The organism is Allomesorhizobium camelthorni (assembly GCF_011045125.1).
GTDB classification, from domain to species: domain Bacteria; phylum Pseudomonadota; class Alphaproteobacteria; order Rhizobiales; family Rhizobiaceae; genus Allomesorhizobium; species Allomesorhizobium camelthorni.
Window position 1 is genome coordinate 20922 of sequence record NZ_JAAKZF010000001.1, and the last position, 26327, is coordinate 47248.

The window sequence follows — 26327 nt, forward strand, 5'->3', positions numbered from 1 at the left end:
CAATCCTCACATTTACAAATGTGATAAACCCTCATATTATGTTCGTCAATAGGAATCGACCGGATGAGTGGAGTAGCCAATGGGCAATGAAATCGCGGGAGAGCTTCAGATGCCGGCGGCGCGGCGCTGGCCAACCCAGTCGCGCAGCCGCGAACGCGTCGAGCGCATTCTTGCCGCCGCCTCGGCGCTGATCGCCGAAGCCGGCAGCGACGCGATGCGCATGAGCGATCTGGCCGAGCGGGCGGAGGTGTCGATCGGCTCGCTCTACCAGTATTTTCCCGACAGGAGCGCGGTGATCCGGACTTTGGCGGAGCGCTACAATGCGCAAGGGCGCGAATGCATCGAGGAAGGGCTGGCCGGCGTCAGCGACATCCCCGGGCTGAAGAAGGCGTTCTCGGAACTCGTCGACACCTATTACGGAATGTTCCTGGCAGAGCCGGTGATGCGCGACATCTGGTCGGGCACGCAGGCCGACAAGCTATTGCGCGACATCGATCTAGCCGACAGCCGCGCCAACGGCGCGCTTTTGGCCGAGGTGCTGACGCGCCTGCGGCCGGACGCCGATCCAGGCGAGCTTGCCCACTCGGCCTTTCTCGTCATGCATCTGGGCGAAGCGACGATGCGGCTCGCCATCTCCGTGGACCGGGCTGAGGGCGACGCACTGGTCGAGGCCTATAAGCGGATGGCGCTGAGAGAGTTCGAGGGTTGAGCGCGGAACGAGGTGAACCACGCAACAAAAAACCCGCCACGAGGGCGGGTTTTTTGCATTCCTGCACAAAGCGCTGGCTTACATGCCGAGGCCTTCGTAGCGCTTCTTGAACTTCGACAGGCGGCCGCCGCGGTCGAGCAGCGTCTGCTGGCCGCCGGTCCAGGCCGGATGGGTCGACGGGTCGATGTCGAGGTTCATCGTGTCGCCTTCCTTGCCCCAGGTCGAGCGCGTCGTGTATTCGGTGCCGTCGGTCATGACGACCTTGATGTTGTGGTAGTCGGGATGGATGTCGGTCTTCATCGGTCTGTTCCTGGCTGTCGCGGCGCGCGCGGTTTATAGCCTGCGGCGATGCGCCTCTTTCCTAAAACTCGAAGCCGCAGCTAATGAGGGGCTACGGCTTCAAAAACGGTCGGCGTGCCTATACATCAGCCGAAATTGAATCACAAGGCCGGGCGGCGGCGGCAAATCGCCGGGCGAAGAGGAAATACGCCATGGCGGAAACCGGCAGGAGCGCTGACGATGCGCGCAGGCGCTCGCTGCGGCCCCTGAAGCGGCTTTTCCCCTACATTCTGCGGTATCGCAAGCTGGTCGTCGGCGCGCTTTTGTCGCTGACGGTTGCGGCGCTGATGACGCTGACCCTGCCGCTGGCGGTGCGCCGCATGATCGACCACGGCTTTTCCGGGTCGGATTCCGCGTTCATCGCCAATTATTTTTCGATGCTGGTGGTGATCGCGGCTATCCTCGCTTTTGCCTCGGCCTGCCGCTACTATTTCGTCATCACGCTGGGCGAGCGCGTGGTGGCCGACCTCCGCCGCGACGTGTTTTCCCATGTGACGAAACTGTCGCCGGCCTTCTTCGATACGGCGCAGTCGGGCGAGATCGTGTCGCGGCTGACCGCCGACACCACGCAGATCAAGTCCGCCGTCGGCGCCACCGCCTCGATCGCGCTGCGCAACGTCATTCTCGGCCTCGGCGCGGTCGCCATGATGGTCGTGACCAGCCCGAAACTGTCGAGCCTGGTGATTGCTGCAATCCCGCTGATCGTGCTGCCGCTGGTCGCCTTCGGCCGCTCGGTGCGGCGCAAATCGCGCGCTGCACAGGACACGTTGGCCGAAGCCACCGCCTATGCCAGCGAGCAGATCGGCTCGATGCGCACATTGCAGGCCTTCACCAATGAGCGGCTGGTGACCGGCCGCTTCGGCCAGGCGGTGGAGTCAGCGTTTACGGCGGCGCGCTCGTCGGTGTTCGCGCGCTCCTTCCTCACCTTCTTCGCCATCTTCACCATCTTTTCCTCGGTGGTGGCCGTGCTGTGGTTCGGCTCGCGCGACGTGCTTTCTGGAGCGCTGTCGCCGGGCACGCTCGGCCAGTTCCTGCTCTATTCGGTGTTTGCCGCCGGCGCGCTGGGCGCGCTTTCGGAAGTGTGGGGGGAACTCAGCCAGGCGGCGGGTGCGGCCGAACGGCTGACCGAGATCCTGGCCGAGGAGCCGGCGATCGTCGCGCCGGCAAACCCGAAATCCTTGCCCTCGCCGGCCAGGGGACAGGTCGAATTCCGCGACATTTCTTTCTCCTATCCCGCCCGCCCCGACCTGCCGACGCTGCACGGATTGAGCTTTTCGGTGAAGAGCGGCGAGACGGTTGCCATCGTCGGACCTTCGGGTGCCGGCAAGAGCACGGTGTTTTCGCTGCTCCTGCGCTTCTACGATCCGCAATATGGGAAAATCCTGGTCGATGGCGTCGATGTCCGCGAAGCCGACCCGCAGGAGGTGCGCAACCGCATCGCGATCGTACCGCAGGATACGACGATCTTTGCCGCGACCGCGCGCGAAAACATCGCCTTCGGCAGGCCCGATGCGACGAACGCCGAAATCGAACAGGCGGCGCGCGAGGCGCTGGCCGACGAATTCATCGAGCGGCTGGACAAGGGCTACGACACCCCGGTCGGCGAGCGCGGCGTGATGCTGTCCGGCGGTCAGCGTCAGCGCGTCGCGATCGCTCGCGCCATCCTGCGCGATGCGCCGATCCTGCTGCTCGACGAGGCGACCTCGGCGCTCGACGCGGAAAGCGAGACGCTGGTGCAGACGGCGCTGGAGCGACTGATGCAGGGCCGCACCACGATCGTGATCGCGCATCGGCTCGCGACCGTGCTGAAAGCCGACCGCATCCTGGTCATGGATGCCGGCCGCATCGTCGAGGAAGGCACGCACAAGAGCCTGGTCAAGAAGGGCGGGATCTACGCGCGGCTGGCCAAACTGCAGTTCGAGACCGGCGCCGACGCCTTCAGGGGCGCGGCGGAGTAGGCCCGAAACAGAGCCCTAAATCCTTCAGCGTTGCTGCTCCTGGTTGTCTCTGGATTAGGCCGGGGCAAAAAACCGGGTTAGGCTTCGGCGCGCCTCGAGGGAGTGACCGCCGTGAAAGCAATCATTTTCGGATTGGCCTTTTTCAGCCTTTGCCAGACGTCCTGGGCCGGCGAAATTTCCAGCGTCTACACCGACCTCGATGCCGAGCGCGACGGCTATGCCGTCGGGCTGGTCGTGGCTACCGGCAATCCAAAGGCCAACGAAACAGCGCGCAAGATCGCCGACGAGCCGGCGCGAAATTTCGCCTGCGGAGCCGACGAGCGCGTACTGGTCAGCGGCGACGTGCCGCTGCCCGAGTTCAGCCGCGCCGATCAGTGATTATTTCGCGTTCTTGGCCCGCTCGATCGCTTCGATGATCATCTGCTTGGCGCGCGCCGAATCGTGCCAGCCGCCGATCTTGACCCATTTGCCGGGCTCCAGATCCTTGTAGTGCTCGAAGAAATGCTCGACCTGCTGCAGCGTAATCTCCGGCAGCTGGCTGTATTCGAAGATGTTCTCGTAGCGGCGCGTCAGCTTCGGCGACGGGACGGCGATCACCTTCTCGTCCTGGCCGGCATTGTCTTCCATGATCAAGACGCCGATCGGGCGGACATTGATGACGCAGCCCGGGATCAGCTCGCGGGTGTTGCAGACAAGCACGTCGATCGGATCGCCGTCGCCCGAAAGCGTGTGCGGAACGAAGCCGTAATTGCCCGGATATGTCATCGGCGTGTAGAGGAAGCGGTCGACGAACAGCGTTCCGGCTTCCTTGTCCATTTCGTATTTGATCGGCTGGCCGCCGACCGGAACCTCGACGATGACGTTGACGTCGTCAGGCGGATTCTTGCCGATGGCGATGGCTTCAATGCGCATGGATCTTTTCCCGTTGTGCCCCCGCGCGGCTCGATAGCCTTCACGGAAGCCAAGCGCAACAGCGGATGGATAAGTTCAAAGGTCGCAGGGAGAAGATTCGGGTGCAGTCTTGTTCAGGCGCATGATCTTATCCGAAAAGTCTGCAACTTTTCGGGATCATGCTAGTCCCAGACGAAGGCGACTTTTTTCAGCGCCTTCTGGTCGAACACCTCGACGCCCTCGGCGACATCGCGGCCGCCGGCCCCTGCATAGAAGGACAGCGCGTTGGTATTGTCCTCCAGCGCCCAGACGACCATGCCCTTCAGCCCGTGATCGGCGAGCTTCTGCCTGGCCGCGGCGAACAACCGGCTGCCGAGCCCCACGCCCTGATATTCCGGACGAAGGTAAAGCTCGTAGATTTCGCCCTGCTGCGGCAATTCGCGGGCACGGTTGCGACCGACCGTGGTGTAGCCGGCGACCTTGCCGCCGATTTCCACCACAAGAACGGTGGCGGAGCGGCGGATGGCGTTGGCCCACCATTCACCGCCGCGCCGGCTGATCATCGCATTCAGCGCCCGGTGCGGGATGATGCCCGCATAAGCGCCCCGCCAGGCCTGATGATGCACATCGGCTATGGCCTGCGCGTCGCGCGGCTCTGCCCTTCTTATATCGATGGTCACCGTATTCATGATTGGTTAACCATAAACGCGGCCGGGCCGGAAACGCAAGAGTCCTGTATGGCCGTTCGCGGCCGTGCACAGGCGGACGCGCGGGTCTAGATCTCGACCAGGTGATCGTCGAGTTCGTTGAGGTCGCCGGCCTCGACGGGAAAATGCTCGCTCAGGAGCTTTCCGACCGTTCCCACGGCCGAAACGAAGCCGTCGGCAAGGCGGCCCTCCCGCGCATCGGCGATCAGGTTGCCGACCACACCGTCCCAGACCGGCTGCGCAACCCGGCTGTTTATGCCGCTGTCGGTCACGATTTCGGCGTATCGTTCCGCCAGCGAAACGAAGATGAGGACGCCGGTGCGTGCGGAGGTGACGTGGACGTTTCGCGAGAGGAACTGCTTCAGCGCATTGTCGTGCGCCCGCCGGTAGCGCAACTGCCGCGGCACCAGAAAGATGCGCAGCGGCGGAAACAGCCAGAGCAAAACCAGTGCCGAGCCGAGCGCCAGCATCTGCGCCGCGACGAATAGCGGCGCGCGCAGCGTCAGCCACCAATATTCTAGCGCGAAGGCGGCAACGAGGCTGGCAATCAGCATAGCCACGACCAGGGTGAAGGCGGCCGGAAAGAAATAGCTGTCGCTCGACCGCGCGACGACGCAGTAGATTTCCCCCGATGTGCCTTGCTCGGCGATCCGGATCGCTTCGGTGACGCGGGCGTGTTCCTCGGCGCTCAGGGGTCGTGAAATATTGCGCATCTACCAGCTCCCCGAAGAACCGCCGCCGCCCGACGAGCCGCCACCACCGGAAAACCCGCCGCCTCCGCTGCTGCCCGACGACCAGCCGTCGCCGGACGAGCCGCCCGAATACCCCCCGCCGGAAGAACCGCCACCGAAAGAAATGTTCATTCCGAGCCAGCGGTAGCGGCCCGGTCCAAGTTTTTTGCCGAAAACCGGAGCGAGGAACGCCATGGCGAAGCCGCCGAAGAACAGCGTTCCCCAGACGATGAAGAACAGGACGACCGCCAGATCGGGGAATTCATCGCCGGTTTCCTGATTGCGCTCGGCGCGCGCTTCCAGTTCGGCGGCGTTGCCCTCCAGCACCATGATGATGTCATCGACCGCCTGCGAAATGCCACCGGCAAAATTGCCGGCTCGGAAGGCGGGAACCATGGTGTTTTCGATGATTAGTTTCGAATGCAGGTCGGTCAGCGTGCCTTCGAGGCCATAGCCCACCTCGATGCGCATCTTGCGGTCCGACTTTGCGACGATGAGCAGTATGCCGTTGTCCTCGCCGGCCTGGCCGAGCCTCCAGGCGCGAAACAGCCGATTGGCGAAGGGCTCGATCTCCTCGCCGTCGAGGCTTTCGATGGTGGCGATGACGATCTGGTCGGAGGATTTTTCCTCGAAGGCGGCGAGCTTTTCCGTCAGTTCCGCCTCTTCGGCTGCGCTCATCAGGTCGGCATTGTCGACCACGCGGCCGGTGAGAGCCGGCAGTTCGGCGGCGAAGGAGGCCAGCGGCAGGAAAAGCAGAAAAACCAGAAAGCCAATGAGCGCCAGCGCCGCGCTCGGTTCTGCACCGACCCCCCTCTGTCCTGCCGGACATCTCCCCCTCAAGGGGGGAGATTGGTTAATCGCCTCACGTCCACCCTCTTGGGGCGTTGCAAAGCTCTCGGCAGCTGAAGCACAGCCAATCTCCCCCCTTGAGGGGGAGATGTCCGGCCCTTCGACGAAGCTCAGGGCAGAGGGGGGTGCGAAGGAACGCAAAGCTGACTGGTTCAAATTGGCCGTGTCGAACTACCCGCCCTGCTGTGTGCCGAAATCGACCTTCGGCGTCTCGATCTTGTCTTCCGCCACGGTGAAATTCTGGAACGGTTCGTTGTCGGTGAACCAGAACTTTGCCCAGAGCAGAGACGGGAAGGTGCGCAGCGAGGTGTTGTAGACCCGGACCGCCTCGATATAGTCGCGGCGGGCGACCGCGATGCGGTTTTCGGTGCCTTCGAGCTGTGCCTGCAGAGCCAGGAAATTCTGGTTGGCCTTCAGGTCGGGATAGTTCTCGACCACGGCGAGCAACCGCGACAGCGCGCCGGTCAGGCCCGCCTGGCTTTCCTGGAACGCCCTGAACGCCTCGGGATCCTCGAGCGCTTCAGGCGACAACGTCGTCTGGGTGGCCTTGGCGCGCGCCTCGACGACCGATTCCAGCACCTCCCTTTCGTGAGCGGCGTAGCCCTTCACGGTCTCGACAAGGTTCGGAATGAGATCGGCGCGCCGCTGATACTGGTTGAGCACCTCGCTCCATGCGGCCTTTGCCTGCTCCTCGGCCGTCGGAATGGTGTTGAAGCCGCATGCCGACAGCGCGGGCAGGACAAATGCCAGGACCAGCACGGCCCGGAAACTGCGAAAAACGGAGGGGGAAAAAAGGCGCTGGGCGAGCATGGAAACTCCTTGGGTCATCACGCAATGGTGAACGATTACCACATTGCCGGGCCAAAGGAATGGCTGGCCTTGCACATATGCTGGCCTATGCCACTGTGCCCGCCTTCCCGAAACGGTAGAGTCTCGGTGGCACAAGGGCGCTTTCAGTGGCAGGCAAGGAACCCGACAGGGACATCGAATCGCGGCGCATTCTCGACCGCATCGCGCGCGAGGCCGATTCGAGCGCTCCACCGCTGGTCTCGCGCACCGCAAAGCGCACGCGGGACCATCTGGCGGCTGCGGATTCCGACCCCGCCGATCCGATCGAATATTGGGGAACGCGCATCGGGCGTGCTATTGGGCTGGTCGTGACAATCGGCCTGATCGTCTGGCTGGTGATTTTCCTTGTGCGCGGATAGGGTCAGATGAATTTGGTTGAAGCCGACGCGCCGCGCGCGGTCATCGTCGTTTCCAGTCATGTCGCCCGCGGCTCGGTTGGCAATCGCGCCGCGGTCTTCGCGCTCGAAACGCTGGGCTATCCGGTCTGGGCCGTGCCCACCGTCATACTGCCCTGGCATCCGGGCCATGGCCGCGCGACAAGGATCGTGCCGGAACCGGAACAATTCGCGGCGTTGATGAAGGACCTCGAGCAGGCGCCGTGGCTGGGCGAAGTCGCCGGCGTGCTGTCGGGCTATCTCGGCAATGCCGAGCAGGCGCACGCGGTCGCTTCATTGGTCCAGGCGGTGCGCGCAAAGAACCCCCGCGCCATTTACATCTGCGACCCGGTCATGGGCGATGCCGGCGGGCTCTATGTCGCCGAGCCGCTGGCCCGTGCGCTGCGCGACGTGCTGGTGCCGATCGCCGACATCGCAACCCCGAACCGCTATGAGCTGGAATGGATGGCGGGCGTCAAGCTCGACGACATGCGCTCGGTGATCGCGGCGGCCAATGAGGCGGGGCCGGCGACGATGCTGGTCACGTCCGCGCCGGCGATGCTCGCGGGCGGCATCGGCAATCTGCTCCTGACACAATCGGCGGCGCTGCTCGCCGAGCACCGGATCATCGAGCGTCCGCCGAACGGGCTCGGCGACTTGACCGCCGCCGTGTTCCTGGCGCGGCTGCTCGACGGCCAGCCCGCGGCCAAGGCGCTGCAGTCGACCACCGCCGCCGTCTACGAGATCCTGGCGCGCACCGCGAAACGCGGCGGCGACGAGCTGCAACTCGAAACCGACGCGCAGAGCCTCTCGCATCCGATGGCCATGGTCCAGTTGCGCCATCTGATGCATCCGGGCCGCGACCGGCGCGCGTAGGATATGCTGATATTCAGGTGATACCGGCCTGCAAATGACGGCTTCGGTGCGGCCTGACTAAGCCCGACCGGAGACAGAGAGTTCGACGCGGTCGGCGGCGAAGCGCGTTTCGGAGAACTGCAGCGGCGAGCCGCCGAGGGTTTCGTTGATCGCGACGGTCACCAGCACGATCGCCCCGGGCGACAAGCGCAGATCCGCAAGGTCGGCGGAATCGGCATGCCGCGCCGAGACGAGCGTGGAGCGACGGACATAGTCGGGCACACCGAATTCCCAGAGAGCCGCGGTGATCGAGCCGGTCCGCGCGAACGCATTCTCGAAGCCGGCAAAACAGCTCGCGTCGAAAAAGCTCGTCGCTCGCGACACCGGCCGGCCATCGGCCTCGCCCATGGTCTCCAGCCGCAGCACCGGCGCGTCCTGCGGCAGTCCCAAAGCTTCCGAGACCCGGCTGCTCGCCGGGCCGACCGCATGTGACAATAGAATGCTATGGCGATCTCGCGCCTGACCTTCCAGGCCTTCGGAAAAACGGGTGCGCGCGGCGATCGGATAGGAGAGGCGGCGGCGCGTTTCGACGAAGGTGCCGCGGCCCTGCTCGGCGCGGAGCACGCCCTCCTGCACAAGCGCCGCAATGGCGCTGCGCACCGTGTGGCGGTTGACGCCGAAGCGCTCCGACAGCGCCAGTTCCGGCGGCAGCCGGCCGTCGGCGCCGAGCGCGCCCGAGCTGATCGCCTGCCTGATCTGATCGGCGATCTGACGCCATAGCGCAACGCCGCTCCTGCGCGTCACCTCCCGCTCAAGTCCGGTCCCAATCAATTCTTTCTCCTGTCACGCATACGTCATGGACACGCGATAGAACCCAGCTATAATTTGTTTGGTTGTATAGAACAATAGACAAATGAGAGAGTCATGAAGAACGGCAGGCGGGAAGAAGCGGAACGGAGCGCGGAGCGCAAGGCTGCGATGGCCGCCCTGGCGATGGCCTCCGGCGGCGAAATCCGGCGGCTCTGGGATGCGGCCGGCTTCGAGACGGACGCGCAAGCGCTGCGCGGTCCGGAAACCGGGCTGGTGACGGTTCGCGGGCGCATCGGCGGCGCCGGCGCACCGTTCAACTTCGGCGAGGCGACGGTGACGCGGGCGACGGTGCGGCTGCCCGGCGGCGAAATCGGCCATGCCTATGCGCTCGGCCGCGACAAGGAAAAGGCGAGGCTTTCGGCAATCGCCGACGCGCTTTGGCAGAACCCAGCCCGCTGCGCCGAGATCGAGGAGAAGATCATCGCGCCGCTCAAAGCGTCGCAGGCGGGCGCGGACGAGAAACGCCGCACGGAGGCGGCGGCCACCAAGGTCGACTTCTTCACCATGGTGCGCGGAGAGGATTGATGGAAATGCCCGGCCAATCGATCGACGGCGGTTTCGCCGATCCCGTATTCGACGCGCAGTCGGTGTTCCGCGCCGTCATGGACGCCATGGCCCGGCCCGGCACGGTGCAGCCGATCGGCCGCTCGGCGTCACCGCCGGCCCCGCTGACGCCAACGGCGGCGGCCGTGGCGCTGACGCTGTGCGACCACGATACGCCGCTCTGGCTCGACGCGGCGCTGCTGGCGTCGGACGCTGCGAAGACCTGGCTCGGCTTCCACACCGGCGCGCCTCTCGCGCACAATCCGGCGGAAGCGCATTTTGCGCTGGTGTGCGATCCGGCCGAGATGATCGCGCTGGAGAATTTCGCGCAAGGCACGCAGGAATATCCGGACCGCTCGGCAACGCTGATCCTGGCGGTCGAGAGCTTGACGGCAGGTCCAGGACTGCGCCTCGAAGGTCCCGGCATCGAGACGGAGGCGACGATCTCGCCGACGCCGCTGCCGCGCCACTTCGTCGAGCAGTGGAAACAGAACCACGGCCGCTTTCCGCGCGGCGTCGATGTGATCCTGGCTGCGCCGGAGCATGTCGCCTGCCTGCCGCGCACCACCCGCATCAAGACGATGGAGGCCTGACATGTATGTGGCCGTGAAGGGCGGCGAGGCCGCGATCGCCAACGCGCATGCGTTGCTCGCCGACCGCCGGCGCGGCGACCGCGACGTGCCGGCGCTGCGGCTTGACCAGATCGTCGAACAGTTGGGACTGGGCGTCGACCGGGTGATGGCGGAGGGCTCGCTCTACGACAAGGAGCTTGCGGCCCTCGCCGTCATGCAGGCGCGAGGCGACATGATCGAGGCGATTTTCCTGGTGCGCGCCTACCGCACGACACTGCCGCGCTTCGGCTATACGCGCCCGATCGACACGGCGGTGATGCAGGTCGAACGCCGCGTTTCGGCGACCTACAAGGATCTTCCGGGCGGGCAATTGCTTGGCCCGACATTCGACTACACGCACCGCCTGCTCGATCCGGAACTGGCCGGCGGCGCGGATGTCGCCGAGCCGGAGCAGCGCGAAGCCGCGCCAGAGCCCATGCCGCGCGTCTCCGAGATTCTGGCGCATGAAGGCCTGATCGAGCCCGACGGCAGCCTGCCTGACGGTCACGTCACCGGCGACATCACGCGCGAGCCGCTGGAGTTTCCGATGGAGCGCGACATCCGCCTGCAGGCGCTGTCGCGCGGCGACGAAGGCTTTCTGCTGGCGCTTGGATATTCGACGCAGCGCGGCTATGGCCGCAGCCATCCCTTTGTCGGCGAAATACGCATCGGCGAGGTCGAACTGGAGCTCGACGTGCCTGAACTGCCGTTCCCGGTCACGCTCGGCCGCATCCGGGTCACCGAATGCCAGATGGTCAACCAGTTCAAAGGCTCAGCCAAGGCGCCGCCGCAATTCACCCGCGGCTACGGCCTGGTCTTCGGCCAATCCGAGCGCAAGGCGATGGCGATGTCGCTCTGCGACAGGGCGCTGCGCGCCCGCGAGTTCGGCGAGGATGTGGTCGCCGCTGCGCAGGACGAGGAGTTCGTCATCTCGCATTCCGACAATGTCCAGGCGACGGGCTTCGTCGAGCACCTGAAGCTGCCGCACTATGTCGACTTCCAGGCCGAACTCGACCTGGTGCGCCGCATGCGCGCGGGACACGCGGAGCGGCAGGGCGAGGAAGGCGAGCAGAGGGAGGCGGCGGAATGATCGAGGGTCTCTCGCATGTCACCTTCATTGTCCGCGATCTCGACCGCATGGCGGCCATCTTGACAAGGGTACTGGGCGCCGAAGAGGTCTACTCCAGCGGGAACGATCGCTTTTCGCTGTCGCGCGAGAAGTTCTTCCTGGCGGGTGGCGTCTGGATCGCGGCGATGGAGGGCGAACCATTGCCATCTCGCAGCTACAACCACGTTGCCTTCAAGATCAGCGAGGCAGACTACGAGGCTTGCGTCGAACGCATCCGTTCGCTTGGCCTGGAGGTGCGGCCGCCGCGTCCGCGCGTCGAGGGCGAAGGCCGCTCCATCTATTTCTACGACGACGACAACCATCTGTTCGAACTGCACACCGGCACGCTGGCCGAACGTCTCGAACGCTATGCGAAGGGCAGGGAGGCGGCGGAATGAACGCGCTGGTCGAAAATATCGCGCAATACAATTTCGCTTATCTCGACGAGCAGACCAAGCGGATGATCCGGCGGGCGATCCTGAAGGGCATCGCCATTCCCGGCTACCAGGTGCCGTTCGCCAGCCGCGAAATGCCGATGCCCTATGGCTGGGGTACCGGCGGCGTGCAGGTGACGGCCTCGATCATCGGGCCGGACGATGTGCTGAAGGTCATCGACCAGGGCGCCGACGACACCACCAATGCGGTCTCGATCCGCGCCTTCTTCAGGAAAGTTGCCGATGTCGCGGTGACGACGGAGACGGCGAAGGCCACGATCATCCAGACGCGGCACCGGATTCCGGAATATCCGCTCGCCGCCGGACAGGTGCTCGTCTACCAGGTGCCGATCCCCGAGCCGCTACGTTTCCTCGAGCCGCGCGAGACCGAAACGCGCAAGATGCACGCGCTCGAGGAATACGGGCTGATGCACGTCAAGCTCTACGAGGACATCGCCAAGCACGGCCGCATCGCCACCACCTATGCCTATCCGGTCAAGGTCGAGGGCCGCTATGTGATGGACCCCTCGCCGACGCCGAAATTCGACAATCCGAAAATGCACATGTCGCCGGCCCTGCAATTGTTCGGGGCCGGCCGCGAGAAGCGCATCTACGCCATTCCGCCGTTTACGGAGGTCGTCAGCCTCGATTTCGAGGACCATCCGTTCGAGGTGCAGAGTTTCGACCAGCCCTGCGCGCTGTGTGGGGCGGAGCAGGTCTATCTGGATGAGGTGATCCTCGACGACCATGGCGGGCACATGTTCGTCTGCTCGGATACGGATCACTGCGAGAAGCGGCGGGAGAACGGGCACACGGGGGCGACGGCAGCCGGCAGCAAGGAAGCAGTTGAATGACCGACGAACCCCTTCTCCGCGTCAACTCCCTCTCAAAATTCTACGGCTCGCGCGTCGGCTGCGAGGACATTTCCTTCGACCTCTGGCCGGGCGAGGTTCTGGCTGTGGTGGGCGAATCCGGTTCGGGCAAGACCACGCTGCTCAACTGCCTGTCGACGCGGCTGATGCCGACTTCGGGCACAGTGACCTACCGCATGCGCGACGGCGCATTCCGCGACCTCTACCGCATGAGCGAGGCGGAGCGCCGCTTCCTGATGCGCACCGACTGGGGCTTTGTCCACCAGAACCCGGCGGACGGATTGCGCATGACCGTCTCGGCAGGCGCCAATGTCGGCGAGCGGCTGATGGCGGTCGGCGACCGGCACTATGGCAACATCCGCGCCACGGCCGTCGACTGGCTGTCGCGCGTCGAGATCGCCGAGGACCGGATCGACGACGAGCCCCGCGCCTTCTCCGGAGGCATGCGCCAGCGCCTGCAGATCGCGCGCAATCTGGTGACCGGCCCCCGCCTCGTCTTCATGGACGAGCCGACGGGCGGACTGGATGTCTCGGTGCAGGCGCGCCTGCTGGATCTGCTGCGCGGCCTCGTCACCGACCTCGGCCTGGCCGCGATCGTCGTCACTCACGACCTCGCCGTGGCACGGCTTTTGTCGCAGCGGATGATGGTGATGAAGGACGGCCGGGTCGTCGAGACCGGCCTTACCGACCGGGTGCTCGACGATCCGCGCGCGCCCTATACGCAGCTTCTCGTATCGTCGATATTGCAGGTGTGACATGAGGACCAGAATGCCCCCTCCACCATGCTTCGCATGGTCCCCCTCCCCCGCTTCGCAGGGGAGGATCCCCGGCGTGACTGTCGGCATCACCTGGATCCTCCCCCGTTTACGGGGGAGGGGGACCGCCGAAGGCGGTGGAGGGGGCAATGCCGAGCGATTGCTGCGGACCAGCAAGGAGCCCTTCTAATGGCAACCCCGCTCGTCGTTTCGCAACTCGCCAAGAGCTTCACCATGCATCTGCGCGACGGCATCCGGCTGCCGGTCGTCGCCGGCGTGTCATTTTCAATCAGGGCAGGCGAATGCGCCGTGCTCGGCGGGCCGTCCGGAGCCGGCAAGAGCTCGATCCTGAAGATGCTCTACGGCAATTATTCCGCCGACGATGGCCAGATCATCGTCGATCACGCCGGCCAGCTCGTCGACCTGGCGAAGGCCAGCCCGCGCGCCATCCTGCAGATCAGGCGCGACACGATCGGTTACGTCAGCCAGTTCCTGCGCACGGTGCCGCGGGTCTCGGCGCTGGATGTGGTGGCCGAGCCGCTGGTAGCGCGCGGCGAAACGCGTACTGGTGCGCAGGATCGCGCACGGGAATTGCTTGGCCGGCTCAATTTGCCCGAAAAGCTTTGGGCGTTGCCGCCCGCCACGTTCTCCGGCGGCGAGCAGCAGCGCGTAAACATCGCGCGCGGCTTCATCACGCCGCATCCGGTGCTGCTGCTCGACGAGCCGACGGCCTCGCTGGACGCCAGGAATCGCGAGGTGGTGATCGAACTGATCGCCGGCAAGAAAGCCGCCGGCGTGGCGCTGCTCGGCATCTTCCATGATGCCGATGTGCGCGAGGCGGTCGCCGACCGCATCATCGACGTCACCGAATTCGCAGCCGGAAAGATCGCAGCATGAGTGGGAAACTGTCAGAGCAGCCGACGATCCATCCGACGGCGGACGTGACCGGCTCAACGCTTGGCCGCTACACCGAAATCGGCGAGCGCACGCGCTTCATCGAATCCTCGCTCGGCGACTATTCCTATCTCGTCCAGGATTGCGGCGTCTGGTGCGCGACGATCGGCAAGTTCGCCAATATCGCGGCCGCAGTGCGCATCAACGCCACCAACCATCCGACCTGGCGGCCGACGCTGCACCACTTCACCTACCGCGCTTCTGACTATTGGGACGACGCCGAGCACGAGGCCGATTTCTTCGAATGGCGGCGCTCGAACGCCGTCACGATCGGCCACGACACCTGGCTCGGCCATGGCTCGACAATACTGCCGGGCGTGACCGTGGGCGACGGCGCGGCGGTCGGCGCAGGCGCTGTCGTGTCGAAGGATGTGGTGCCCTACACGATCGTCGGAGGCGTGCCGGCAAGACCGATCCGCGAGCGCTTCGACCGCAAGACGGCGGAGCGCTACCAAGCGCTCGCCTGGTGGGATTGGGACCATGACCGGCTGCGCGCCGCGCTCGACGATTTCAGGGCTATGGAAGCCGAGGTGTTCCTCGAAAAATACGAAGGCTGAACGCACCGGGAGAACGCATCGCGCAGGATTCCAAGGCGGGTCGGTTCAGGGCGCCTCGCCGAAATAGCTGGAACGAAGCTGCTCGACGATGCCGTCTTCGCGCATGCCCAGCAGTTCGACCGTGAGTTCTCGCGTCAACGGGCTGTGCAGGCCGACGCCGAAACCGTATTTGTCCGGCTGGAATATGGCGCCTACGACGGAGACCGCCGCTTCGGGATGGGTGTGGGCGTAATATTCAAGCACCGGCGCATCGCCGATGATCGCCGCCACTCGCCCGTCCCTCAGCGCCTCGACCGTATCGTCGATGCCGGAAAATGCGCGTGAGGCCAGCCCAGTTTCGCCGGCGAATTCCTCCGCGACGCTGCCGGAAAAGACCCCGACGGTCTTGCCGGGCAGGTCGGCGAGGCTGTTGATCTGATTGGCCAGCGCAAGCGTGGTCATGACGCTGGTGACCGATGACGTGACATAGGCGAGCACCGCGATCCCGCTCACCATCCACAGGGCCTGCCAGATGCGGCCGATCCAGCCAAAGAGGTTCTTGCGCGAGGGCGGCTTGCCCGATGTCGCGACCGACATGACCGTATAGAAGCTCTCGGCCAGTCCGTCGCGCCAGCGGCGCGGGAAGTTGTTGTCGAAACGCCGGTCGAACAGGGTCAGGAGCATTGTGGCGAGGATGATGACGATGGCGAGCCAGGTATAGGCACGCAGATGGCCCGAATCGCGCAATCCGGCAATGATTGCCCAGAATCCGGCCTGCTGCTCGTCGTTGACCATGATCCGCAGTCCGGCATCAAACCATGGCTGGGTGAAATCGATGCGCTGGGCGCGGCCTTGCGTGATGGTCAAATTGGTGACGGCGACGTCGACGTCCCCCTTGGCCGTGGCGTCGACAAGCGTGCGCAGGGTGGGATAGGGCGCATAGGTGAATTCGAGTCCGAGCCGGTCTGCAATCTGTTCCCAGAGATCTGTCGCCATGCCGCCATAGCGGCCGTCCGCCTCGGTCACGAAGGGTGGACTGACGTAAAGTCCGACCGTCACCGGTTGGCGCGGCTCGGCTTGTGCGTTCGCCGCGGTCGCAGATTGCAGGCAGATCATGATGGCGGCGAGCCAGACAGCGACGCGCGCGACACCTGTTGAAGCGCCTCTCCCCGCTGCGGCAACGACGGGCGGACGTTGGATCGGAGCGATGACCATGACGGCACCACCTATACCGGGCGCCGTGGATCAACTCAACGCATGGCGCCGGCGTCGGCACGGGTGTAAAATCGGCGATCGGATCGGGAGAACGCCATGCGTAGTTTGCTAGCCGGTGCATTGGCCTTCGCCGCGCTTGCCGCGACGCCGCTTTCCGTCGAGGCTGCGGGCTCCGTCAATGTCACCTTCGTTAATCCGGAGCGCTATCGCGACATCGATGATCGGTTCACCGGCCGGCGATCGGGCGTATTGAAGGAGGTTGAATCCTATTTCGACTATCTGGGCGAGCGCTACCTGAAGGACGGACAGGTCCTCAGCGTAGAGGTGCTCAACATAGACCTCGCCGGCCAATACGAGCCTTGGCGCTTCGAATTGCGCAATGTCCGCATCATGCGCGACGTCACGCCGCCCCGGTTCAGGCTGCGCTATACGTTTGTCGACCGCGGCAAGTTGCTGGTGCGCGCCGAGGAAAACGTCACCGATATGACCTACCTTTGGGGAGCCGGCTCGGCCTATAGCGACCAGCGCCTCGGCTACGAGAAGAAAATGCTGCGCGACTGGTTCCGCAGGCGCTTCGTGCGCCTCGATCCGCCGCGCGGATGATTCCTTCTTTGCCCGTACCGGCGCCGCAAGGCGTTTTTGGAAAGATTTCGGGATAGGAATCCGCAGCGTAGCGTGGCGCAGCTCCGAATGTTGGTGCCGCGCTTATGCGCCCTTGGACACCTTCTCCCCGTCAGCGGGGAGAAGGGAGGCGCGTGCTCACTCAGTGCCCATCACGTCCTTGAGTTCCGTCACCTTCTGCATGCAGCCGGCCTCGTCGCCGGCATCCGCCATCTTGCGGGCTTCGGTCATCAGCATCGCCACCTGATCGGCATCATGCCCGGTGGCTCCGCGCGTCACCTCTTCCTGGTGAGGCGAGATGGCCTCCACCTGATCGGAAGCAGCTCCGGTAGATCCCGTGGTTTCCGTGCTCGTTCCCTGGGCGCCCTGCAGAACCTGTTCCTGATGCTCCGTTGCGATGCCGGACTCGCTGGTGGCTGCGCCCGTCTCGGCGGTGACGGCGGGCTGCTCGAGCTTCGTGAGTTCCTCCCGGCAATCGGCGAAGGCCGGCGCCGCGAGCATGACCGATAAAGCGGTGAAAGTCGCCAAGCGTATCAACATCAGACTCTCCTTTCATAAGAGGCCGCTTTTGGATGATGGGCTAGAACGACCGGATACTCGATGTGTTCCGGTGCAAGGTGGCGATTTTCCCGAAGTGCGCCGCCAGCATCCGAAGGGCTGTGGAATGTAACGAAACTGACATCGAACCGACATTCCCCGTTCATGCGGCTGGCTTAGGCGAAAGCCTGCAAATGCGAAAAGCCCCCGTCGCAAGGAAGTCATCATGCTCGAAATCCGCAACGTCACGCGCCGATTCGGCAAGACTGTCGCCGTCAACGGCGTCGCGCTCGAAATTCCGCAAGGCCAGATGGTCGGCATTATCGGACGCTCCGGCGCCGGCAAATCCACCCTGCTTCGCATGATCAACCGCCTCATCGACCCAAGCCACGGGTCGATTTTTTTTGCCGGCACGGAGGTCTCCAGCCTGCGCGGCTCCACCTTGCGGCGCTGGCAGCGCGACTGCGCCATGATCTTCCAGCAGTTCAACCTGGTTCCGCGCCTCGACGTCCTCACCAATGTCCTTTTGGGCCGCCTCAACCACCGGCCGACCGCGCTCAATCTCCTCAACATCTTCTCGCGTGAAGAGCGCGCGATGGCGATCTCGGCGCTGGAGCGTCTGGATATCGCCCAGACGGCGCTGCAGCGCGCGGGCACGCTTTCCGGCGGCCAGCAGCAGCGCGTGGCGATCGCGCGGGCCCTGATGCAGCAGCCCAGGATGATCCTGGCGGATGAGCCGATCGCCTCGCTCGACCCGCTCAACGCCAAAGTCGTGATGGACGCGCTGCGCGACATCAATTTGCGCGAAGGCATCACCGTCATCACCAATCTGCACACGCTCGACACCGCGCGAAACTATTGCGAGCGCATCATCGGTATGGCCGGCGGCAAGGTCGTGTTCGACGGCGCGCCGGAAGAGCTCACCCGCGAGGCCGTCCGCATGGTCTATGGCGCCGACAGCGACGGGGCGGAAATCTCCGAGGCCATCACCTCGACCAGCATCCGCGGCGAAAAGCCCCGCAAGATCGCAGCCAGGACGGCGCTGAAGCCGGCCCTGGCCGAGGCCTGAGGCCACGGTCGTATCGCCCGCGTCAAGGGCCACTCAAAAGCACGATCAGCGACCGGCCGCATGCCGGATGAGAACAGGAGAGACATCATGTTCAGAAAAGCACTTCTAGGCGCAGTTTCGCTCGTCGCCATGTCGGTCGGCGCGGCACAGGCGGAAGATCTCAAGGAATTCCGCATCGGCATTCTGGGCGGCGAGAACGAGGCCGACCGCCTGCGCAATTTCCAGTGCATGATCGACAAGCTGCCCGGCGCGCTCGGCGTCGAAAAGGTTTCGCTGTTTCCGGCAGCCGACTATGACGGCGTCGTACAGGGACTGCTCGGCGGCACGCTCGACTATGCCGAACTCGGCGCTTCGGCTTACGCCAAGGTCTATCTCGAAGACGCAAAGGCCGTGGAGCCGATCCTGACCACCGTCCAGACCGACGGCTCGACCGGCTACTATTCGATCATGGTGGCGCGCAAGGATTCCGGCATCGCCAAGCTTGAGGACATGAAGGGCAAGAAGCTCGGCTTCGCCGATCCGGATTCGACCTCGGGCTATCTGGTTCCTGCCGTCACCCTGCCGGTCGCGCTCGGCGGCACGCCGGTGAAGGACTATTTCGGCGAGACCGGCTTTGGCGGCGGCCACGAGAACCTCGTCCTCGAAGTGCTGAAGGGCACATTTGATGCCGGCACGACCTGGGGTTCGGGCGTCGGCGAATTCAAGGACGGCTATACGTCCGGCAATCTCGCCAAGATGGTGAGCAAGGGCATCCTCGACATGGATGACCTCGTCGAACTGTGGAAGTCGCCGCTGATCCCGAACGGTCCCATTGTCGTTCGCACCTCGTTGGATGCCGACATGAAGACCAAATTCAAGGAGTTCATGGTCGACCTGCCGAAGTCCGACCCGGCCTGCTTCTCCGCAATTCAGGGCGGCGACTACACCGGTTACACCGAGGTCACGGAGGAATTCTACCGGCCGATCATCGACGCGCGCAAAGCGCAGATCGGCAGCTGAGCCATCAGGCAACCGGAACGCGTCGCGGGAAGCCCCGCGGCGCGTTCTCGCTTTGCGGAACAGATTTCATGAGCGTGACACTCTCCGAAACCGGCCTCGCGGTCGAGCGGCACTGGCGTGAACTGGCGGGCCGCCGCAGGTTCTACACGATCGGCGGCGTGCTGTTCATGATCGTCGCCATGAGCGGCTCGCTCTGGTTTGCCAATGAAAGCAATGCCGGCAAGTTCTGGGACCGCCTGCCCTATCTGTTCGATTTCGTCGGACAGCTTTTGCCGCGTGACGGCTTCGAGATCTGGCGCGCCATGTTCGACCTGCCCTCGCCCTATGACGACGGCAGTCTCAAATATAATTATCCCGAAGGCCGCATGTACCTGACGGAGACGTTCTACGTCCCCGAATATGTCTACAAGATGCTTGAGACGATCAACATCGCCCTGGTCTCAACCCTGATCGGCTTTGCGATCGGCTTCGCCCTCTGCTTTCTGGCGGCTTCCAATGTCGTCACGCAGCGCTGGCTGCGCTTCTTCGTGCGCCGCTTCATGGAAGTGCTGCGCGCATTCCCCGAAATCGTCATCGCCGGCTTCTTCCTCGCCGTGCTGTCGCTCGGCGCGGTGCCGGCGATCATCGCAGTCTCGATCCACACGATCGGCGCGCTCGGCAAGATGTTCTTCGAGGTGGTCGAGAACGCCGATATGCGGCCGGACGAGGGCTTGCGCGCCGCGGGCGCCAACCGGCTCGAGCGGGTTTGGTTCGGCATCGTGCCGCAGGTCATGCCGAATTTTTTGAGCTACGGCTTGCTGCGCCTCGAAATCAATGTCCGCGCCTCGACCATCATCGGTGCCGTCGGCGGCGGCGGCATCGGCGAGGTGCTGCGGCTGTCGATCAGCCAGACCCACGAGGCCAAGACGCTGGCCATCGTGCTGCTGCTCTTCATCACCATCATCGCGGTCGACCAGTTTTCCGCCTGGCTGCGGCATAGGCTTGTCGGCGAACAGGCGTTCGCCTTCGGCCGGGGAGGCTGATCATGGCCGTGCTTTCACTTTCCGAAGTCGGCGAGATCGCCGCCCGCCATCCGCAGGTCTTTGCAGGCTCGCTGCGCAAGCGGCTGGCCGGCTGGGCGATCGGGCTGGGGGTCGCGGCCTACCTGGCATTCGCCTGGTGGTTCTTCGCCATCGGCGCTGTGTTCGCTAATGGAAACTGGGACATCGCCGGGGCCTATCTCGCCGACTGGGTGACGTATGAGGTCCGGCCGACCATCGGGATCGAGGAAAACCATCTCGAAATCTCGTTCCCGCGTTTCGACCCGGTCGGAGAACGAGGCAATCCGGACTGGCTGACCAGGGAAACCGCGATGGTAGAGCGGGTTGTCGCGGCGCCCACCGGCAACGCAGCCACTTCCAGTGCGGGAGGTTCGGCGGGAAGCTTTCTGGGAACCGTCGGCGGCAAGCCGGCGCCGACGGGAAGCTCGGCGGCCGCCGCGCCTTCTCCGGCAACCGGCGGCGAGGCCATACGCCAGGAAGAAACCGTCAGCGCCACCGTGGAAATCGGTTCCCGCAATCTGATCGAAATCGTTCCGGGCGTTGTAACGGTGACGCGCGGATCGGAAACGCTGGTGGCCGACATCGTCCGGGGCCGGTCGGTGACGGCGCGCGGCCCGCTGCCCGATTGGGCGGAGCAGAAAGAGCCGGGAGCAAAGATAATCGTGCATTTCGGATTTCCCGGCCGCGCCGAGATCGAAGAGGACGAAGTCAAGATCCGCCACCGCTTCTGGGGCTGGGCGAACTTCGTCTTCGACACCAATTCGCCTTTCTGGGGCAAGCCGGCCGGCGAGGTGTTCTCGCTGATCGCGTCCGGCGAGCGCATCGATCCGAAACGGTCGAACCTGGCGCTGGCGTGGGACAACATCCTCAACAATTCCGAATGGCAGCATCTCGACGTCTGGACCAAGCTGCTGCAGACCATCGTCATGGCGTTTGTCGGTACCGTATTCGCCAGCCTGCTTGCCTTTCCGCTGGCCTTCGCCGCTGCCCGCAACATCACCCAGAGCCGCATCGCCAATCAGGTCGCCAAGCGCCTGTTCGACTTCCTGCGTTCGGTCGACATGCTGATCTGGGCGCTGTTCTTCACGCGCGCCTTCGGCCCCGGGCCGCTGGCCGGCATCTCGGCGATCTTCTTCACCGACACCGGAACCTTCGGAAAGCTCTATTCGGAAACGCTGGAGAATATCGACGACAAGCAGCGCGAAGGCATCCGCTCGGTTGGGGCGGCGCCGTCGCTGGTGCAGCGCTATGGTGTGGTGCCGCAGGTCCTGCCGGTATTCCTCAGCCAGTCGCTGTATTTCTGGGAATCCAACACGCGGTCGGCGACCATCATCGGCGCTGTCGGTGCCGGCGGTATCGGCCTCAAGCTCTGGGAAGCCATGCGCACCAATTCGGACTGGGAGAACGTCGCCTACATGGTGCTGCTCATCCTCATCGTCGTGTTCGTCTTCGACAATATCTCCAACGCCCTGCGCCGGCGGCTGATGGGCGGCGATCCGGCCGGCGCCCAGCCTGTCTGACGGATCAGGCTGGGGGTAGCGCCGGCTCCGGCAGCGTCCGCCAGGCGAGCCAGCGAGCCGACGGCCAAGATGATACCGATCAGGTTCATGAGTGTTGCGCCGAGCAGGCGACGGTCTTACATCCGGCCGGCCCCGCCCACGACGCAGCATCAACCTGTGAGAGCGCCCATGCCGTCCGAAACCGCCATCGACCTGAACAACAATCCGCTCACGCTGTGGAACGGACCGCTCGGCCTGCCTGATTTCTCCCGCATCGGCAGCGGCGATTTCGGGCCGGTGTTCGACGCCGCACTCGCGGGCCATGCGGAAGAGATCGATGCGATCGCCGGTAGCGCGGATGCGCCCACGATCGAAAACACGCTGGCCGCGCTGGAGCTTGCCGGCGATCCGCTCGACCGGGTCTCGGCTATATTCTGGTGCATGGCCGGCACCAACACCAACGACGCCATCCAGGCGACGGAGCGCGAGATCTCGCCGAAGATGGCGCGGCATTTTTCCGCGATCTCGATGAACGCGAAGCTGTTCGCGCGCATCGACGACCTTTACCAGCGCCGCGCATCGCTCGGGCTCGACCCGGAAACGCTGCGTGTCCTGGAAAAGACCTGGAAGCGCTTCGTCAAGGCCGGCGCGAAGCTAGACGAGGCCGGCAAGAAGCGCCTGGCGGCTATCAACGAGGAACTGGCCTCGCTCGGCGCAAAATTCGGCCAGAACCTGCTCGCCGACGAACGCGACTGGGTGCTGTTCCTCGACGAGACAGACCTCGCCGGCCTGCCGGAATTCCTGAGGAACGCGATGGCCGAGGCAGCCGAGATGCGCGGCCAAAAGGGCCGGTACGCGGTCACCCTGTCGCGCTCGATCTACGAGCCCTTCACCACCTATTCCGAACGGCGCGACCTCCGCGAAAAGGCGTTCCGCGCTTTTATCGGCCGCGGCGAGACCGGCGGGCCGACCGACAATGGCCAGGTGGTAAAGGACACACTGCGCCTGCGCGCCGAAAAGGCGAAGCTCGTCGGCTATGACAGCTTCGCCGACCTGAAGCTCGACGACACGATGGCCAAGACCCCGCCAGCGGTGCTCGAACTGCTTGGACCGGTGTGGAGAAAGGCGCGCGAGAAGGCGGCGATCGACCAGGCCGGGCTTGAACGGCTCGCGGCGGCGGAAGGCAGCAACAACCCGCTCGCGGCCTGGGACTGGCGTCATTACCAGGAAAAGCTGCGTGCCGAAAAGTTCGCTTTCGACGAAGCTGAACTGAAGCCCTATTTGCAGCTCGAGCGCATCATCGAGGCCTGCTTCGATGTCGCGGGACGGCTGTTCGGGCTGTCCTTCGTCGAGAAGAAGGGTATCGCCGCCTGGCATCCCGACGTGCGCGTTTTCGAGGTCAGGAATGCCGACGGCAGCTATCGCGGCCTGTTCATGGCCGATCATTTCGCGCGGCCCTCGAAGCGCTCGGGCGCGTGGATGAGCGCGCTGCAGTCGGGCTACCAGCTCGGCAAGGGCTCGACGCCTGTGATCTACAACATCATGAATTTCGCCAAGGCGGCCGAGGGTAAGCCGTGCCTGCTGTCGCTGGACGAGGCCAAGACGCTTTTCCATGAGTTCGGCCATGCGCTGCACGGCATGCTGACCGACGTGACCTGGCCGTCGGTCGCTGGAACCTCTGTGCCGCGCGACTTCGTCGAGCTGCCGTCGCAGCTCTACGAGCACTGGCTGACCGTGCCGGAAGTGCTCGAAAAGCACGCGCTGCACTACGAGACCGGCGATCCGATGCCGAAGCAACTGCTCGACAAGATGCTGGCGGCCAGCACATTCGGCGCAGGTTTCGCCACGGTCGAGTTCACCGCGTCGGCGATGGTCGACATGGCCTACCATTCGCGCTCGGACGCGCCGGAGAACCCGCTCGCCTTCGAAGCGCAGACACTGGAAAGGATCGGCATGCCAGATGCGATCGCCATGCGCCACCGCACGCCGCACTTCCAGCACATCTTCTCCGGCGACGGCTACTCGGCCGGCTATTACTCATACCTGTGGTCGGAAGTGCTCGACGCCGACGCCTTCGCGGCCTTCGAGGAGACCGGCGATCCGTTCAATCCCGAACTCGCCGAAAAGCTGCGCCGGCACATCTATGCCGCCGGCGGCTCGGCCGATCCGGAGGAGCTCTACACCGCATTCCGGGGCAAGATGCCGACGCCGGACGCGATGCTTAAAAAACGCGGGCTGCTCCCGATGATGGCGGGCGAAGAGCTCTGATCAGGGCGGGCAGACTTCGCGACCGTCATGTAAAATTCATCCATTCGCAATCGTCCTGCAACACAGCGGGGCGAAGGCTCATCCTGTATGTTCAGCCATCCAGGAGACAGCCATGAACAAAAATCTTTCCAGGCGCGCCTTCGTAACATCGGCCAGCGCCTTGGGCCTCGTCGGCGTTTCGGGGCTCGCGCTCCCCTACTATTCCCGCGCCAATACGCGGCCAGCCTTCACCCATGGCGTCCAGTCCGGCGACGTCGACACCGTCTCCGGAATGGTCTGGACCCGCGTCGACCGCCCTTCGCGCGTCATGTTCGAAGTGTCGACCACGGAAAGCTTCTCGAACGCCGTGAAACTGCCGCCGCTCGACGCGACGCCCGAAAGCGATTTTACCGTGAAACGGCTTTTGACCGATCTCGCCTCGGACCAGGACATTTTCTACCGCATGACCGCGGTCGACCTGTCGGATGTCAACGCCGTTTCCGAACCGATCGTCGGCCGCTTCAAGACCGCGCCCGCCTCGAAGCGCAATATCCGTTTCACTTGGTCCGGAGATACGGTCGGCCAGGGTTGGGGCATCGACGACAAGGGCATGTACACCTATGCGACGATGGCCAGGCACACGCCGGATTTCTTCCTGCATTCCGGCGACACGATCTATGCCGATGGTCCGCTGAAGGCCGAAGTCGAGCTGAAAGACGGCACGAAGTGGATCAACAAGGTTTTGATCGACGAGAAGAGCAAGGTCGCCGAGACGCTCGCCGAATATCGCGGCCAGTGGAAATACAACATGATGGACGAGCATTGCCGCGCCATGAATGCGGTCTGCCCGACATTCTTCCAGTGGGACGACCATGAGGTGGTGAACAACTGGTCAGGCTCGAAGGACCTGTCCAAGGATGACCGCTACACCGAAAAATCGGTGGCGCTGCTGACGTCGCGTGCGGCCCGCGCCTTCCACGAAATGACGCCGATCCGCTTCACGCCGGCGGAGCCGGGCCGCGTCTACCGCAAGATCGCCTATGGCCCGCTGCTCGACATCTTCTTCCTCGATCTCCGCTCCTATCGCGGGCCGAACGGCGATTCCGTCGAAACCGAGATGACGCCGCAGTCGCGCATTGTCGGCGAGGAACAGCTAAAATGGCTGAAGCGCGAACTGGCGAACTCGAAAGCGACCTGGAAAGTCATCGCTTCCGACATGCCGCTCGGCATCATCGTCTGGAACGATGCCGCGAACAAGAAAGGCGCCGAGGCCATCGCCAACGGACAGCCGGGCGCCGCTAGCGGCCGCGAATTGGAGATCGCCGACCTGCTGCGCTACATCAAGAACGCCGGCATCGACAATACGGTCTGGCTGACAGCCGACGTCCACTATACCGCCGCGCATTACTACAATCCCGAGAAGGCTGCCTTCCAGGACTTCAATCCGTTCTGGGAATTCGTTTCAGGCCCGCTCCACGCCGGCACCTTTGGACCCGGTGACCTCGACATGACGTTCGGCCCCGAGCTGAAATATGTGAAGGCGCCGACTGCCGAGCAGGGCCAGAACCTGCCTCCTTCAGCGGGACTGCAGTTCTTCGGGCTCGTCGACATTGACGGTGCGAGCGAACAGATGACGGTACGGCTGATGGATCGCGACGACAACGAGCTCTACAAAGTCACGCTCGATCCCGTCCATTCGGCCTGAACGGGGCTTGGTGGCTCCCATGCAACAACAAGCCGGTCCGCCATCGAGCGGATCGGCAAGTGGTTTGCCGCAAACTAGCGACGCGGATAGCAGTCGAGCGGAATGTTCGGCCAGACGGCTTCGGCGCACCGGGCAGCGGACTGACGCTCCTCGAGCGATGCGCTCGCCGGGCCGGTGACCATCGGATCGACGCCGTACGGCGCATCGGGGAAGGCCTGCTCCGCCGGCGTTTCCGACGACTGCGTGGCAGGGCGCTCCACATCCCGTGTGCCCATCGAATGCGCCACGCCGATCGCGCCGGCCGCCGAGACGGAAGCTGCGACAAAGATACCAAGGAGCTTGAATTTGCTGATTGTCATACCACTTGAACCGTTCTGGCGCCAAAACGATCCGTTTTGGTTAAGGATTTATTGTCGCATCCCGATGCCTAATTTTCGGTAACCATCGGGG

General features: G+C 64.2%; 30 protein-coding genes. 20 read left to right on the plus strand and 10 right to left on the minus strand.

What is annotated here, in order from left to right; genetic code table 11:
* Positions 1 to 79 precede the first annotated feature (79 nt).
* On the plus strand, positions 80 to 709 hold the full coding sequence (locus tag G6N73_RS00155; RefSeq protein ID WP_165021524.1) for a TetR family transcriptional regulator: 630 nt from the start codon (positions 80 to 82) through the stop codon (positions 707 to 709).
* A gap of 78 nt (positions 710 to 787) precedes the next feature.
* On the opposite strand, the gene rpmE is transcribed toward G6N73_RS00155, so the two are convergent.
* A complete protein-coding gene (gene rpmE / locus G6N73_RS00160; RefSeq protein ID WP_165021526.1) occupies positions 788 to 1009 on the minus strand; it encodes a 50S ribosomal protein L31 in 222 nt (73 codons plus the stop codon).
* Between the two features lie 191 nt (positions 1010 to 1200).
* Between rpmE and G6N73_RS00165 the strand changes: the two genes are divergently transcribed.
* Positions 1201 to 3006 carry an ABC transporter transmembrane domain-containing protein gene (locus tag G6N73_RS00165; RefSeq protein WP_165021528.1) on the plus strand — a complete coding sequence of 602 codons (1806 nt, stop codon included), beginning with the start codon at positions 1201 to 1203 and terminating at the stop codon, positions 3004 to 3006.
* Between the two features lie 111 nt (positions 3007 to 3117).
* Positions 3118 to 3384, plus strand: a complete 267-nt coding sequence (locus G6N73_RS00170) for a hypothetical protein (protein WP_165021530.1) — start codon at positions 3118 to 3120, stop codon at positions 3382 to 3384.
* On the opposite strand, the gene ppa is transcribed toward G6N73_RS00170, so the two are convergent.
* From ppa to G6N73_RS00195, 5 genes are all read right to left on the minus strand, one after another.
* On the minus strand, positions 3385 to 3918 hold the full coding sequence (gene ppa / locus G6N73_RS00175) for an inorganic diphosphatase (RefSeq protein WP_165021532.1): 534 nt from the start codon (positions 3916 to 3918) through the stop codon (positions 3385 to 3387).
* Between the two features lie 161 nt (positions 3919 to 4079).
* Positions 4080 to 4586, minus strand: coding sequence for a GNAT family N-acetyltransferase (locus G6N73_RS00180; protein ID WP_165021534.1), 507 nt, complete (start codon positions 4584 to 4586; stop codon positions 4080 to 4082).
* Positions 4587 to 4672: 86 nt separating this feature from the next.
* A complete protein-coding gene (locus G6N73_RS00185; protein ID WP_165021536.1) occupies positions 4673 to 5317 on the minus strand; it encodes a TPM domain-containing protein in 645 nt (214 codons plus the stop codon).
* Entirely contained in the window at positions 5318 to 6175 is an 858-nt protein-coding gene (locus tag G6N73_RS00190; RefSeq protein WP_165021538.1) for a TPM domain-containing protein, read from the minus strand. It lies immediately after the preceding gene.
* A gap of 180 nt (positions 6176 to 6355) precedes the next feature.
* Positions 6356 to 6994: a LemA family protein gene (locus G6N73_RS00195; protein ID WP_165021540.1), complete on the minus strand. Its 639-nt coding sequence runs from the start codon at positions 6992 to 6994 to the stop codon at positions 6356 to 6358.
* Positions 6995 to 7140: 146 nt separating this feature from the next.
* Here G6N73_RS00195 and G6N73_RS00200 point away from each other — a divergent pair, with 146 nt between their 5' ends.
* Both G6N73_RS00200 and pdxY read left to right on the plus strand, forming a co-directional pair.
* On the plus strand, positions 7141 to 7392 hold the full coding sequence (locus G6N73_RS00200) for a hypothetical protein (RefSeq protein ID WP_165021542.1): 252 nt from the start codon (positions 7141 to 7143) through the stop codon (positions 7390 to 7392).
* A gap of 6 nt (positions 7393 to 7398) precedes the next feature.
* Positions 7399 to 8283, plus strand: coding sequence for a pyridoxal kinase PdxY (gene pdxY / locus G6N73_RS00205; protein WP_165021544.1), 885 nt, complete (start codon positions 7399 to 7401; stop codon positions 8281 to 8283).
* Between the two features lie 57 nt (positions 8284 to 8340).
* Here pdxY and phnF read toward each other — a convergent pair whose 3' ends face one another.
* On the minus strand, positions 8341 to 9093 hold the full coding sequence (gene phnF / locus G6N73_RS00210) for a phosphonate metabolism transcriptional regulator PhnF (protein WP_165021546.1): 753 nt from the start codon (positions 9091 to 9093) through the stop codon (positions 8341 to 8343).
* A gap of 93 nt (positions 9094 to 9186) precedes the next feature.
* Between phnF and phnG the strand changes: the two genes are divergently transcribed.
* The 8 genes from phnG (at position 9187) to G6N73_RS00250 (ending at position 14966) form a co-directional block, all read left to right on the plus strand.
* Positions 9187 to 9657 carry a phosphonate C-P lyase system protein PhnG gene (phnG, locus tag G6N73_RS00215; protein WP_165021548.1) on the plus strand — a complete coding sequence of 157 codons (471 nt, stop codon included), beginning with the start codon at positions 9187 to 9189 and terminating at the stop codon, positions 9655 to 9657.
* Positions 9657 to 10268 carry a phosphonate C-P lyase system protein PhnH gene (gene phnH, locus G6N73_RS00220; RefSeq protein WP_165021550.1) on the plus strand — a complete coding sequence of 204 codons (612 nt, stop codon included), beginning with the start codon at positions 9657 to 9659 and terminating at the stop codon, positions 10266 to 10268. The genes phnG and phnH overlap by 1 nt, the downstream gene beginning before the upstream one ends.
* Position 10269: 1 nt before the next feature.
* Complete coding sequence (locus tag G6N73_RS00225) at positions 10270 to 11376, plus strand: carbon-phosphorus lyase complex subunit (protein ID WP_165021552.1); 1107 nt, start codon at positions 10270 to 10272, stop codon at positions 11374 to 11376.
* Positions 11373 to 11792: a FosX/FosE/FosI family fosfomycin resistance hydrolase gene (fosX, locus tag G6N73_RS00230; RefSeq protein WP_165021554.1), complete on the plus strand. Its 420-nt coding sequence runs from the start codon at positions 11373 to 11375 to the stop codon at positions 11790 to 11792. Before G6N73_RS00225 ends, fosX begins: the two co-directional genes overlap by 4 nt.
* Positions 11789 to 12682, plus strand: coding sequence for an alpha-D-ribose 1-methylphosphonate 5-phosphate C-P-lyase PhnJ (locus G6N73_RS00235; RefSeq protein WP_165021556.1), 894 nt, complete (start codon positions 11789 to 11791; stop codon positions 12680 to 12682). Before fosX ends, G6N73_RS00235 begins: the two co-directional genes overlap by 4 nt.
* Positions 12679 to 13455 (plus strand): phosphonate C-P lyase system protein PhnK, encoded by a 777-nt coding sequence (gene phnK, locus G6N73_RS00240; RefSeq protein ID WP_165021558.1) that lies wholly within the window; start codon positions 12679 to 12681, stop codon positions 13453 to 13455. The genes G6N73_RS00235 and phnK overlap by 4 nt, the downstream gene beginning before the upstream one ends.
* Positions 13456 to 13644: 189 nt before the next feature.
* Positions 13645 to 14352 (plus strand): phosphonate C-P lyase system protein PhnL, encoded by a 708-nt coding sequence (gene phnL, locus G6N73_RS00245; protein WP_165021560.1) that lies wholly within the window; start codon positions 13645 to 13647, stop codon positions 14350 to 14352.
* Positions 14349 to 14966, plus strand: a complete 618-nt coding sequence (locus tag G6N73_RS00250) for a DapH/DapD/GlmU-related protein (protein ID WP_165021562.1) — start codon at positions 14349 to 14351, stop codon at positions 14964 to 14966. Before phnL ends, G6N73_RS00250 begins: the two co-directional genes overlap by 4 nt.
* Before the next feature lie 45 nt (positions 14967 to 15011).
* On the opposite strand, the gene G6N73_RS00255 is transcribed toward G6N73_RS00250, so the two are convergent.
* Positions 15012 to 16160 carry a transporter substrate-binding domain-containing protein gene (locus G6N73_RS00255; RefSeq protein WP_246251553.1) on the minus strand — a complete coding sequence of 383 codons (1149 nt, stop codon included), beginning with the start codon at positions 16158 to 16160 and terminating at the stop codon, positions 15012 to 15014.
* 96 nt (positions 16161 to 16256) lie between these two features.
* On the opposite strand from G6N73_RS00255, the gene G6N73_RS00260 reads away from it, so the two are divergent.
* Positions 16257 to 16763, plus strand: coding sequence for a DUF3016 domain-containing protein (locus G6N73_RS00260; protein WP_165021564.1), 507 nt, complete (start codon positions 16257 to 16259; stop codon positions 16761 to 16763).
* Between the two features lie 156 nt (positions 16764 to 16919).
* On the opposite strand, the gene G6N73_RS00265 is transcribed toward G6N73_RS00260, so the two are convergent.
* A complete protein-coding gene (locus G6N73_RS00265; RefSeq protein WP_165021566.1) occupies positions 16920 to 17321 on the minus strand; it encodes a hypothetical protein in 402 nt (133 codons plus the stop codon).
* A 223-nt stretch (positions 17322 to 17544) separates the two neighbouring features.
* Between G6N73_RS00265 and phnC the strand changes: the two genes are divergently transcribed.
* From phnC to G6N73_RS00295, 6 genes are all read left to right on the plus strand, one after another.
* A complete protein-coding gene (gene phnC, locus G6N73_RS00270; RefSeq protein ID WP_165021568.1) occupies positions 17545 to 18387 on the plus strand; it encodes a phosphonate ABC transporter ATP-binding protein in 843 nt (280 codons plus the stop codon).
* 87 nt (positions 18388 to 18474) lie between these two features.
* Entirely contained in the window at positions 18475 to 19386 is a 912-nt protein-coding gene (gene phnD / locus G6N73_RS00275) for a phosphonate ABC transporter substrate-binding protein (RefSeq protein WP_165021570.1), read from the plus strand.
* Positions 19387 to 19454: 68 nt separating this feature from the next.
* The gene (gene phnE / locus G6N73_RS00280) at positions 19455 to 20408 is read left to right on the plus strand and encodes a phosphonate ABC transporter, permease protein PhnE (protein WP_165021572.1); all 954 of its coding nucleotides are present in this window, start codon (positions 19455 to 19457) and stop codon (positions 20406 to 20408) included.
* Positions 20409 to 20410: 2 nt separating this feature from the next.
* Entirely contained in the window at positions 20411 to 21946 is a 1536-nt protein-coding gene (phnE, locus tag G6N73_RS00285) for a phosphonate ABC transporter, permease protein PhnE (protein ID WP_165021574.1), read from the plus strand.
* Positions 21947 to 22114: 168 nt separating this feature from the next.
* On the plus strand, positions 22115 to 24193 hold the full coding sequence (locus G6N73_RS00290; protein ID WP_165021577.1) for a M3 family metallopeptidase: 2079 nt from the start codon (positions 22115 to 22117) through the stop codon (positions 24191 to 24193).
* Between the two features lie 112 nt (positions 24194 to 24305).
* Positions 24306 to 25877: an alkaline phosphatase D family protein gene (locus G6N73_RS00295; protein WP_165021579.1), complete on the plus strand. Its 1572-nt coding sequence runs from the start codon at positions 24306 to 24308 to the stop codon at positions 25875 to 25877.
* 74 nt (positions 25878 to 25951) lie between these two features.
* Here the strand turns inward: G6N73_RS00295 and G6N73_RS00300 are convergent, their stop codons facing one another.
* Positions 25952 to 26236 carry a hypothetical protein gene (locus G6N73_RS00300; RefSeq protein WP_165021581.1) on the minus strand — a complete coding sequence of 95 codons (285 nt, stop codon included), beginning with the start codon at positions 26234 to 26236 and terminating at the stop codon, positions 25952 to 25954.
* Between the last annotated feature and the right edge of the window lie 91 nt (positions 26237 to 26327).